We start from the raw sequence: 10,897 nt of genomic DNA, 5'->3' as shown, positions 1-10,897 counted from the left end.
GTCCGGCTGAATGATCGCTTCGAGCCGCACCACATCGGTCGCGCCGCAATCGCCCGGCCCGCTGATCGAGGGCAGCGGCTCGATGACGGCAACCTTGTTCGATACGCGAATCAGGCAGGCCGAAGGTTCATCCGGCTTTGCCGCGACGGCCTCGGCGGGGGGTTGCGGGTCCGTCTCCGCGGCGAATGCTTCCATCGGAACGGGCGCGATCCGGCGCGTTGCGTTGTCGCGCGGCGGCATGGAAAGCGGCTTGGGAAATGGCGAGACTGCCGCAGCCGGCTTCTTTTTGTTGGGGGATGCCGGCTTGGTCCGGTCCGGCTGCGCCTGTTCGGCATTCGGGCGCTTGTCGCGCGACGCCGAGCCTTGCGCCTGCGCCGCAGGTGCAAGGCACGTCACCACAATCAGAACAAGAACCGGATAGAGCAGCCCCACGCACGTGATATTCCGACCGAATGCGGCTTTTGTGCGCGATCGCCACGGCAATGGCAATTTCCTCTGCGCGTCATGCTAGCGTCGCGATGTCGCGAGGGTTCGCGCGAGGATACGAATGACGCATGACGTGATCGTGGTCGGTCTCGGGGCCATGGGCAGCGCCGCATTGTACCATCTGGCGCGCCGCAACGTGCGCGCGATCGGCCTCGACCGATTCGAACCCGGCCATGAGCGCGGCTCCTCGCATGGCCGCACGCGAATCATCCGCCACGGCTATTTCGAGCATCCGTCCTACGTTCCCCTGGTTCGCCGCGCCGCAACGATGTGGCGCGAACTCGAAGCGGCCGCAGGCCACCGCCTGATGACCGTCACCGGCATTGCGGAGATGGGTCATCCCGACTCGACGCTGGTGAAGGGCACGCTGAGCGCGTCCCGCGAACACCGCCTGCCCCACGAAGTTCTCACCGCGCATGAATTGATGCGCCGTTACCCGGCCTTTCGCCTGCCGCAGGATTATGTCGCCGTCCTGCAACCCGATGCAGGCTTCGTCGAAGCGGAAGCGGGCATCCGCGCGCATCTGCGTCTCGCCGGTGCCGCCGGTGCCGTTGTCCGCACCAGCGAGCGCGTCACATCGATCGAACAGCGCGGCGAGCATGTGCGCGTGCGCACCGAGCGCACGAGCTACGACGCGGGCGCCGTCATCGTGACGGCGGGGCCATGGACCAAATCGCTCCTGCCCGACCTTGCGCTGCCGCTGCAGGTGACGCGGCAGGTCCTGCTCTGGGTCCGACCGCCGCAGCCGGAATTGTTCAGGACCGGATGGTTCCCGGTCTTCATGATCGAGAGCGAGCACGGGATTCATTACGGGTTCCCGCTGCATGACGACGGCCTGTTGAAGATCGCCAAGCATCACCACGACCGCGAGGTGGTGGACCCGGAAGACTATAACCGCACCGTCAGTCAGGCCGACGAGTCAACCGTGACAGGCCCGCTGTTCCGGATGTTGCCGGCGGCCGCGGGGCCGGTCGTCGCAACCAAGACCTGCCTCTACACCATGGCGCCCGACGAGGACTTCGTGATCGATCGCGTGCCCGGCCAAGAGCGCATCGTGGTTGCCTCGCCCTGCTCCGGCCACGGCTTCAAATTCGCCCCCGCGATCGGACATGCGCTGGCCGACCTCGCGCTGACCGGACGCACGGCCATGGATCTGCGGCGCTTCCGGCTGGCGCGCTTTGGGGCAATGGCGAGTTAGCCTGCCACTTCACCTGAAGCGGCCGGCTCTGTAACCTTCCGCCTGTCACGGCCAGCAATAAGGCCGGAAGGGAGGAATGCGATGCAGGGCTTGATGCAGGATTGGCCCCTTCTGTGTCACCGCATCATCGATCATGCGGCCACGTTTCACGGCGAGCGGCCGGTCGTGTCGCGATTGGTCGAAGGGCCGATCCACAGCACCACCTATGCCGATATCAGGCGACGCGCGCTGAAGGTGGCGCAGCGTCTCGAGCGCGACGGCGTGCGCCTCGGCGATCGCGTTGCGACGCTTGCGTGGAACACGCACCGGCATGTCGAGGCCTGGTACGGCATCATGGGCATCGGCGCGGTCTACCACACGGTGAATCCGCGGCTGTTTCCCGATCAGATCGCCTGGATCGTCAATCACGCGGAGGATCGCGTGATGATGACGGACCTCACCTTCGTGCCCCTGCTCGAACAGCTCGCAGACCGCTTGCCGACAATCGAACGCTACGTCGTGCTGACCGATGCGGCGCATATGCCGGCAACATCGCTGAAGAACGCGGTTGCCTACGAAGAGTGGATCGCAGAAGCCGATGGTGACTTTGCCTGGAAAGGTTTCGACGAGAACACCGCGGCCGGCATGTGCTACACATCCGGCACCACCGGCCATCCCAAGGGCGTGTTGTATTCGCATCGCTCGAATGTGCTGCACTCGATGATGGCGAGCATGGGCGATGCCATGGGCGTGTCGTCCCGCGATGTCATGATGCCGGTGGTACCGATGTTCCACGCCAATTGCTGGGGCATCGCCTTGACCGCGCCGATGAACGGCGCCGCGCTCGTACTCCCCGGCATGAAGATGGACGGCGCTTCGATCTTCCAGATGCTCGACGAATTCCGCGTCACCTGCACCGCCGCCGTGCCGACGATCTGGCTGATGCTGCTGCAGCATCTCGAAGCGACCGGTGCGAAGCTGCCGCATCTCAAGCGCGTCGTGATCGGCGGCTCGGCCTGCCCGCGGGCGATGACGGAGAAATTCGAAAAGCATTACGGCGTCAGCGTCATCCATGCCTGGGGCATGACGGAAATGTCGCCGCTCGGGTCGCTCTGCACCATCAAGCCCGAATATGCCTCACTCGGCGGCGACGCGCTGTTCGCGCTGAAGGTCAAGCAGGGTCATCCGCCCTTCGGAGTCGAAATGCGCATCACCGACGACCTTGGCCGTGACCAGCCCTGGGACGGCAAGACCTTCGGCCGCCTCAAGGTCCGCGGCCCCGCGGTCGCGCGCCGCTACTACCGGGACGACACCGACATTCTCGACGAGCAGGGCTTCTTCGACACCGGCGATGTCGCGACCATCGACCCCTACGGCTACATGCAGGTCACCGATCGCTCGAAGGACGTCATCAAGTCGGGCGGCGAGTGGATCTCCTCGATCGATCTGGAAAATCTCGCCGTCGGGCATCCGAAGGTCGCCGAGGCCGCCGTGATCGGCGTGCAGCATCCGAAATGGGACGAGCGGCCGCTGCTCGTCGTCGTCCTCAAGAAGGATGTGACGGCCGACAAGGGCGAATTGCTCGACTTCCTGCGCGGCAAGGTGGCCGACTGGTGGCTGCCGGACGACGTTGCCTTCGTCGACGAAATTCCGCATACGGCAACCGGAAAGATCCAGAAAACGGCATTGCGAGAACGCTTCAAGGGCTACATCCTGCCGGGATCGATGGCAGCGGAGTGAGCCATGGCGCTGGCGGAGGCGAGTATGGCGGCCGGCGCGGCGCGGCGTCATGTGCGCTTCACCGGGCCGGAAAAGGATTATTGGCGCATCGTGGTGCGCGGCGCCGTCCTTTTGATGGTAACGCTCGGGCTCTACCGGTTCTGGCTTGCGACCGATATCCGCCGCTTCCTGTGGGCCAATACCGAACTCGACGGCGAATCCTTCGAATATTCCGGCACCGCCCTTGAACTCCTGCAGGGCTTTCTGTTCGCGATCGCCTTGGTGCTGCCGATCTATACGGTCTTCACCATCACGGTGCTCGATCTCGGCGTCTTCGGCAACGTGCTGTCGGTATCAGCCGTGCTGCTGCTCGCCTTTCTCAGTCAATACGGCATCTATCTCGCACGCCGCTATCGGCTGACACGCACGATATTCCGCGGCTTGCGCTTTCATCAGACCGGCTCGGCCATCCGCTACGCGATCTGCGCGGTGTGGTGGTGGGGCTGGACATTGCTCACTCTCGGTTTCGCCTATCCGTTCACCCGCGCCGCGCTCGAACGCTTCAAGCTCGGCAATACCTGGTATGGCGACCTGCAGGGCCGGTTCGTCGGGTCCGGCTGGCACCTGTTCCTGCGCGGATTCCTGATGTGGCTCGCCGTGCTGATCCCGCTCCTGACGACGGCAGTGTCCCTCCTCGCGATCAGGTGGCCCGCCGTACTCACCGCCTTGCGCGGCAGCGGCGACATTATCGGCCGTCTTGAAAAGGCGAGTCCCGGATTCGTTGGCCAGCTTGGCCTCGGGCTGACGGCCTTTGCGGTCACGCTGGCTTTGGTCGCGCTCCTGTTGCCCGCCTTCCACGCCATGGTCATGCGCTGGTGGATCAACGGCATCCGCTTCGGCGAGATCGTGGCGAAATCGCATCTGCGCACCCGCGACGTGTATTTCGCGTATTTCCGATTCATCCTCTATCTGATCGGCTTCCTGATCGTTCTGTCGGTCGGCATCTTCTTCGGGCTGATTTTTCTCGGTGCGTTCGCGCAGGACGGCACACCGCTGCAGGAATTTCTGACCGTCGCGATGATGGTCGGCACCTATGTGGTGTTCATGCTCGGGCTGATCACGCTCTTCAATGCAACCGTGACGCTTTCGGTCTGGCGGTTGACGGCCTCCTCGATCGAGTTGTCCGACACCGCGCCCATCGAACGGGTCAAGGCCGCGGGCGATGCGAGTTCGCCGCTCGGCGAAGGCATCGCGGACGTGCTCAATCTCGGGGGCATCTGATGCCGGATCTGACGAGCCCGGCGGTCTATTTCGACGGCATGACCGCCGCGCGTCATGACGTGACGGTCGAGCTGAACGATTATGCCGTCGTGATCTTCGATCGCGCCGGCGAATTGATCGATCAATGGCCCTATCCGCGGCTCAAGCACCTGTCGGCGCCGGCGCATATCTTCCGCATTGGCCTTCGCAAATCGCCGACCCTCGCACGTCTCGAAATCGCCGACCAAGACATGGCGCATGCCATCGACCTCGCCTGCCCCGACATCGACCGGACCGGGGTGAGCGCACGCAAGGCGCGGCGCAAGGCGATTGCCCTGAGTTTTATGGCCGCCGTCTCGCTGTTGGCCGTCGCCGTTTACGGGGTCCCGGCAATCGCCGACCGGCTGGCGCCCGCGATCCCGCAGGGTGTCGAGCGCCGCCTTGGCAACGCGGCCGACACCCAGGTGCGCGCGATGCTCAACAAGGGCCCGAGCAATCGCCCGTTCGAATGCGGTGGAGCCGCCGTCGAACAGGCCGGCCACGCCGCTTTCAACAAGTTGATGACGCGGCTGCAGGATGCGGCCGAGCTTCGCCTGCCGCTCCGCGCCGCCGTGATCCGCCGCGAGGAAGCCAATGCCATCGCCCTGCCCGGCGGCCATGTCTATGTGTTCAAGGGGCTGATCGATCAGGCCGAGAATGTCGACGAGGTCGCCGGCGTCATCGCCCATGAACTTGGCCATGTCGCAAATCGCGACGGGGCCCGGGCGGTTTTGCAGGGCGCCGGATTGTCCCTGATCTTCGGCATGTTCCTCGGTGATTTCGTGGGCGGCGGCGCCGTGGTCCTTGCCGGAAAGACCCTCCTGAAATCCGCCTATTCGCGTCACGCGGAAAGCCGGGCCGATGCCTTCGCGGTCCGCACCATGGATACCGCCGGCGGCGACGCTCGCGCGCTTGGACGATTCCTCGCGCGAATCGCCGGCAAAACCCGCTCCGGGTCGATCTTCCTCGACCATCCCGCCACACCGGAGCGCGTAACCCAGATCGATGCCATGGCGCCGCCCCAAAGTCGTGGCGCAACGCTACTTGACGCGGCCGAGTGGAGAGCTTTGAAACGCATCTGCGCGGGCTACGGATAACGCGCGCACGCGAGCGGAATTCGGCTTGCGGCAGTTCCGCACCACAAGGTTCCGCGCTAGGCAAGAACGACAATGGCACGCCGCCGGCTCCCCGACGAACCGATCTCCAAGCTCGCAACCTGGTCGCGACGGCTCGCGCTGTTTTCGGTCGCGGCGGCGCTGATCGCCATCATCATCGTGCGCGCAGGGCTGATCGAGGCGCTGCCGGGACTGGCGACGTTCGGGGGCGCGCTGGCCTTTGCCGGCATCGCGATCCTTTTGGCGCTCGCCTCCTTTGTCGTCATCTGGCGGCAGGGACTTCGCGGGCTTGGATATGCCGTCACCGCGATCGTCGTCGCCGGTCTGCTGCTCGCCTACCCGGCCTATCTTGGATACAAGGCCTACACGCTGCCGCCGATCTACGACATCACGACCGACGTGCTGGACCCGCCGGCCTACGATGCGGTCCGCCGCCTGCGCTCGCGCACCAGCAATCCGGTTCAATATGCGGGTCTGCATGCCGCGGAATTGCAACGCGAAGCCTATCCGGACATCGCCCCGCTTGAACTGTCGGTGGCGCCGAAAATGGCTTACGACCATGCGCTTGCGCTGGTGAACAAGCGGCGCTGGCTCGTCCTCGACGCGCGCGAGCCGCAGAAGGGTCGCGATGGCCGCATCGAGGCGGTGGCCCGCACGGCGATCATGGGATTTCGCGAGGATATCGTGATCCGCATCCGCGGCACCGAAGAGGACTCGCAAGTCGATATGCGGTCCTCGACCCGGTATGGCTATCACGATCTCGGCGGCAACGCGTCGCGGATCCGAAGCTTCCTCGACAACCTCGAGGAAAACGTCAACGCAACGCTCGAACGCGAGGAGCGGCGACGGCCGCCGGAGAAGAAGGCGCCGCCCACGGTGCCGAAGGGCAAGGCTGCACCGGCGAAGCCTCAGGCCAAGCGGTAATGCCCGGCGATCGAGGGCGGTCCCTCGGTCAGCACCTTGCCGCGCGCAACGAGATCCTCCAGATGCGCGAGGACCGATAGCCCGGCCGCGCCGACGAGCCGCGGATCGATGCCGATATAGATCGCGCGTACCAGCGTCGGGATATCGGCTTCGCCCTTCCCGAGCCGATGCAGGATCGATTCCTCCCGCCCGATCCGGTGACGGATGTAGCTCTGCACGAAACGCGGCGCGTCACGGATGACATTGCCGTGGCCGGGGAAAAACACCGTCTCGCGACGCTCGGCGATCTTGTAGAGCGAGGCCATGTAATCGCTCATCGCGCCATCGGGCGGCGCGACGATCGAGGTCGACCAGCCCATCACATGGTCGCCCGAAAACAGCGCGTTGGTTTCCTTGAGCGCGTAAGCCATGTGGTTGGCGCAGTGCCCCGGCGTCGTGATCGCCTCTAGCGTCCAGCCCGGCCCCGAAATCTCGTCGCCATCGGCAAGCGTGATGTCAGGCCGGAAATCGGTATCGCCGGCCGCGTCGAGCGGATTGATTTCTCCGATATGCAGCGGCCGCGATACGCGATGCGGGCCTTCCGCGCAGGTCGGTGCGCCGGTCGCCGCTTTCAATGAAGCGGCCGCGGGCGAATGATCGCGGTGGGTATGCGTCAGCACGATGTGACTGACGGTCTCGCCATCGAGGGCGGCGAGCAGGGCGTTAACGTGCCGTTGATCATCCGGGCCCGGATCGATGACCGCGACCGTGCCGCGGCCGACGATGTAGGTGACCGTCCCCTTGAAGGTGAACGGCCCGGCATTGCCGACACAGATGGCGCGCACGAGCGGCGCGATCTCCTTCACCACGCCCGGCTCGAGATCGAAGGTCTTGTCGAAAGGAATGTCGTCGGTCATGCGTTCAGTTTCACGTTTTGCCGGCCGCCCATGCGGAAACGGGGCATTTATCGATCATTTTAATCACACACAACGAAATCACCGCAAAAACCCTTCAAATATTTCGTCTATGCTTTCGCTAAATGACAAGCAACACAGCCCTGCGGAAGTAAGAAGTACGATGTCGGAAGTCCGAAGCCTCATCCAGGAACTCGAAGACGCCATGGCCGCCGGATCGCCGGCGATGCGCTTGAATACGCTCACCCGCATTACCGACCTGTTCCTGTCCGGGTCGGGTCAGCATAGCGACGAGCACCTGGCGCTGTTCGATGACGTCCTCCTGGTGCTGATCGAAACCATCGAGGTCAATGCGCGCGCGCAACTGGCGTCCCGCCTTGCCAGGCTCTCCGACTCCCCGCCGAAGGTCACCAGGACGCTCGCCTTCGATCCGGCCATCGCCGTCGCGGCGCCGATCCTGATGCATTCGGAGCGGCTGAGCGATCGCGATCTCATCGAAAATGCCGGCACGATGAGCCAGGCGCATCTGCGGGCGATGACCCAGCGCCGCAGCCTCAGCGAACCCGTGACCGATGCGCTGCTCGCGCACGGCGACGACCGGGTGTTTCAGCTGGTGGCGCAGAATGCCGGCGCCCGCTTTTCCGAGGACGGATTCGGCAAGCTGGTCGGCAGGGCCGCGCAGGACGAGAGCCTCGCGCGCTATGTCGGCTCGCGTCACGATCTGCCGCGCCACCACTTCCTCAAGCTTCTGGAAACGGCCTCCGCCGCGGTGCGGGAGCGGCTGATCGCGGCCAATCCGAAATTCGCCGATGTCATCCAGACCACCGTCGCCGATGTCGCATCGGCGATCAGCGACGAGGTACGCAGCACCTCGCGCGAGCACAACCGTGCGATGACGCGCATCAAGCGGCTGCACCGGACCGGGCAATTCAACGAAGCCGAATTGCATGCCTATGCCAGCGCTAACGATTTCGAGCGCGCGGCGATCGCGCTGGCGGCGCTCGGAGAATTTCCGATGGACATCGTCGAGCGCGCGATGATCGACAAGTCGACCGACCTCATTCTGGTTCTGGTGCGCGCGGCGAAATGCTGCCGCGCGACCGCCCGCGCGCTCCTGACGATGCGCGTCGCCGATCGCAGGCTCTCGCCGATGGATATCGCGTCCGCTCTGGCGCAATTCGAGCGTCTGCAATTGTCCACGGCACGGAGCGCGATCGAATTCTACCAGCTCCGCCGCCAGAGCGACGACAAGCCGCACGTGCCGGCCGATCTGTCGCTGGAATGGTACGCCGAGGCGCTTCCGCCGCGGCCCGGCGCGATCGGACGGTAAAGCGTATTCAGTCTTCACAGAAGACGCCGCTCTCCGCTGTCGAGCTGCTCTCTCTCGCTGTCATCGCCCGCGAAAGCGGGCGATCCAGCAGCCACAAACGCTTCAAGAGGCTACTGGATGCCCCGCTTTCGCGGGGCATGACACGACATGGGCGCTGCTGTTCCAGCCCGCCGCGCTCTCAATGAATCTCCGGCTCCGGCGTCTTCTCGCCGGCGAGCAGGAAATCGAAGTCGCAGCCTTCATCCGCCTGGCCGATATGCTCGGCGAACATCGCGCCATAGCCGCGCAGGTAATGCGGCTTCGGCGGCGTCCATGCGGCCTTGCGGCGGGCCAGCTCCTCGTCGCTGACATGGAGATGGATGCGACGGTTCTTCACGTCGACCTCGATCTCGTCGCCGGTCTGCACGAAGGCGAGCGGCCCGCCGACAAAGCTTTCGGGGGCGACATGCAGGATGCAGGCGCCGTAGCTCGTGCCGCTCATCCGCGCATCCGAAATCCGCAGCATGTCGCGCACCCCGGCCTTCACCAGCTTCTTCGGGATCGGCAGCATGCCCCATTCCGGCATGCCGGGCCCGCCCTTCGGACCCGCATTCTTCAAAACGAGGATGTGATCCGGCGTGACGTCGAGATCGTCGCGCTCCACTTCGCGCGCCATGTGATTGTAGTCCTCGAACGCAATCACCTTGCCGCGATGCTGGGTCAGCCGCTGATCCGCGGCCGATGGCTTCATCACGCAGCCATTCGGCGCGAGATTGCCCTTCAGCACCGCGGTCGCTCCGCCCTCGTAGATCGGATCGGACAACGGATGAATGACCTCGGGCAGATGCACCTTTGCGCCCGCGATGTTGTCGCCGACAGTCTTCCCGGTCACCGTGATGCATGACAGATCGAGAAGATCGCGCAGCTCCGCCATCAGCGCGCGGAGGCCCCCGGCGTAGTAGAAATCCTCCATCAGGAATTTGCCCGACGGCGTGATATTGGCGATCACCGGCACATCGCGCGAGATTGCGTCGAACCGCTCCATGTCGAGCGGGATGCCGGCCCGGCGCGCCATCGCCACCACATGCACGATTGCGTTGGTCGAACCGCCGAGCGCCATATGCACCTTGATGGCGTTGTCGAAGGCCGCCGCCGAGAGAATCTTCGCAGGCGTCAAATCCTCCCACACCATGTCGACGATGCGCCGGCCCACCGCCGAACACATCCGCGGATGCGACGAATCCGCCGCCGGGATCGACGACGCACCGGGCAATGCGAGCCCCATGGCTTCGGCGATCGACATCATCGTGGCGGCCGTTCCCATCACCATGCAGGTGCCGAAGGAGCGCGCGATGCCGCCTTCGATCTCGTTCCAGTCGTCCTCGGTGATGTTGCCGGCGCGCTTCTCGTCCCAGTATTTCCACACGTCCGAACCGGAACCGAGCTTCTGGCCGCGCCAGTTGCCGCGCAGCATCGGACCCGCGGGGACATAAATCGACGGGATCCCCATCGAGATCGCGCCCATGATCAGCGCCGGCGTGGTCTTGTCGCAACCGCCCATCAACACAGCGCCATCAATCGGATGACTGCGCAGCAATTCCTCGGTCTCCATCGCGAGGAAATTGCGATAGAGCATGGTGGTCGGCTTGATGAACGGCTCCGACAGCGACATCGCCGGCAATTCGACCGGAAAGCCGCCCGCCTCCCAGACGCCGCGCTTCACGTCATCGGCGCGCGAGCGCAGATGCGCGTGACAGGCGTTGAGATCGCTCCAGGTATTGATGATGCCGATGACCGGCTTGCCCTCCCAATCCGCCTTGTCATAGCCGAACTGGCGCAGGCGCGAGCGGTGGCCGAACGAACGCAGGTCGCTTACCCCGAGCCAGCGATGACTGCGGAGGTCCTCAGGACGCTTGTTGTTTTTCATCTCAGGGCAATTGCTTTGCGGGGGCGGTTTGAGCGGCTTTTCCGGTGG

At 64.6% G+C, this 10,897-nt stretch carries 8 protein-coding genes and 1 pseudogene; 6 read left to right on the top strand and 3 right to left on the bottom strand.

Annotated features, from left to right (window positions below; translation table 11 throughout):
* Positions 1-432: pseudogene (locus tag VN004_RS08100) on the bottom strand (hypothetical protein); the annotation flags it as partial.
* A 115-nt stretch (positions 433-547) separates the two neighbouring features.
* On the opposite strand from VN004_RS08100, the gene solA reads away from it, so the two are divergent.
* The 5 genes from solA to VN004_RS08075 all read left to right on the top strand — a co-directional run bounded on the left by solA (position 548) and on the right by VN004_RS08075 (position 6,720).
* Positions 548-1,684, top strand: coding sequence for an N-methyl-L-tryptophan oxidase (gene solA / locus VN004_RS08095; protein ID WP_325608774.1), 1,137 nt, complete (start codon positions 548-550; stop codon positions 1,682-1,684).
* Between the two features lie 81 nt (positions 1,685-1,765).
* Entirely contained in the window at positions 1,766-3,403 is a 1,638-nt protein-coding gene (locus tag VN004_RS08090) for a fatty-acid--CoA ligase (RefSeq protein WP_325608772.1), read from the top strand.
* Between the two features lie 3 nt (positions 3,404-3,406).
* Entirely contained in the window at positions 3,407-4,663 is a 1,257-nt protein-coding gene (locus VN004_RS08085) for a DUF898 family protein (RefSeq protein WP_325608770.1), read from the top strand.
* Positions 4,663-5,778, top strand: a complete 1,116-nt coding sequence (locus VN004_RS08080) for a M48 family metallopeptidase (protein WP_325608768.1) — start codon at positions 4,663-4,665, stop codon at positions 5,776-5,778. Before VN004_RS08085 ends, VN004_RS08080 begins: the two co-directional genes overlap by 1 nt.
* A gap of 72 nt (positions 5,779-5,850) precedes the next feature.
* Positions 5,851-6,720, top strand: coding sequence for a DUF1499 domain-containing protein (locus VN004_RS08075; protein WP_325608766.1), 870 nt, complete (start codon positions 5,851-5,853; stop codon positions 6,718-6,720).
* Here the strand turns inward: VN004_RS08075 and VN004_RS08070 are convergent.
* Positions 6,705-7,616 (bottom strand): MBL fold metallo-hydrolase, encoded by a 912-nt coding sequence (locus VN004_RS08070; RefSeq protein WP_325608764.1) that lies wholly within the window; start codon positions 7,614-7,616, stop codon positions 6,705-6,707. The genes VN004_RS08075 and VN004_RS08070 overlap by 16 nt on opposite strands.
* Before the next feature lie 160 nt (positions 7,617-7,776).
* Between VN004_RS08070 and VN004_RS08065 the strand changes: the two genes are divergently transcribed.
* Entirely contained in the window at positions 7,777-8,943 is a 1,167-nt protein-coding gene (locus VN004_RS08065; protein WP_325608762.1) for a DUF2336 domain-containing protein, read from the top strand.
* Positions 8,944-9,121: 178 nt separating this feature from the next.
* Here the strand turns inward: VN004_RS08065 and araD are convergent, their stop codons facing one another.
* Entirely contained in the window at positions 9,122-10,849 is a 1,728-nt protein-coding gene (gene araD, locus VN004_RS08060; protein WP_325608776.1) for an L-arabinonate dehydratase, read from the bottom strand.
* Between the last annotated feature and the right edge of the window lie 48 nt (positions 10,850-10,897).

Origin of the sequence: Pseudorhodoplanes sp. (assembly GCF_035565855.1) — a bacterium.
Classification (GTDB): Bacteria; Pseudomonadota; Alphaproteobacteria; order Rhizobiales; family Xanthobacteraceae; genus Pseudorhodoplanes.
Note: the sequence above shows the minus strand (reverse complement) of the source record. Positions and strands in the feature narration are given on the sequence as shown.

What these genes read in the sequence shown, in the direction of transcription:
- solA (WP_325608774.1), top strand. Translation starts at nt 548, where the DNA reads ATGACGCATGACGTGATCGTGGTCGGTCTCGGGGCCATGGGCAGCGCC.
- VN004_RS08090 (WP_325608772.1), top strand. Translation starts at nt 1,766, where the DNA reads ATGCAGGGCTTGATGCAGGATTGGCCCCTTCTGTGTCACCGCATCATC.
- VN004_RS08085 (WP_325608770.1), top strand. Translation starts at nt 3,407, where the DNA reads ATGGCGCTGGCGGAGGCGAGTATGGCGGCCGGCGCGGCGCGGCGTCAT.
- VN004_RS08080 (WP_325608768.1), top strand. Translation starts at nt 4,663, where the DNA reads ATGCCGGATCTGACGAGCCCGGCGGTCTATTTCGACGGCATGACCGCC.
- VN004_RS08075 (WP_325608766.1), top strand. Translation starts at nt 5,851, where the DNA reads ATGGCACGCCGCCGGCTCCCCGACGAACCGATCTCCAAGCTCGCAACC.
- VN004_RS08070 (WP_325608764.1), bottom strand. Translation starts at nt 7,616, where the DNA reads ATGACCGACGACATTCCTTTCGACAAGACCTTCGATCTCGAGCCGGGC.
- VN004_RS08065 (WP_325608762.1), top strand. Translation starts at nt 7,777, where the DNA reads ATGTCGGAAGTCCGAAGCCTCATCCAGGAACTCGAAGACGCCATGGCC.
- araD (WP_325608776.1), bottom strand. Translation starts at nt 10,849, where the DNA reads ATGAAAAACAACAAGCGTCCTGAGGACCTCCGCAGTCATCGCTGGCTC.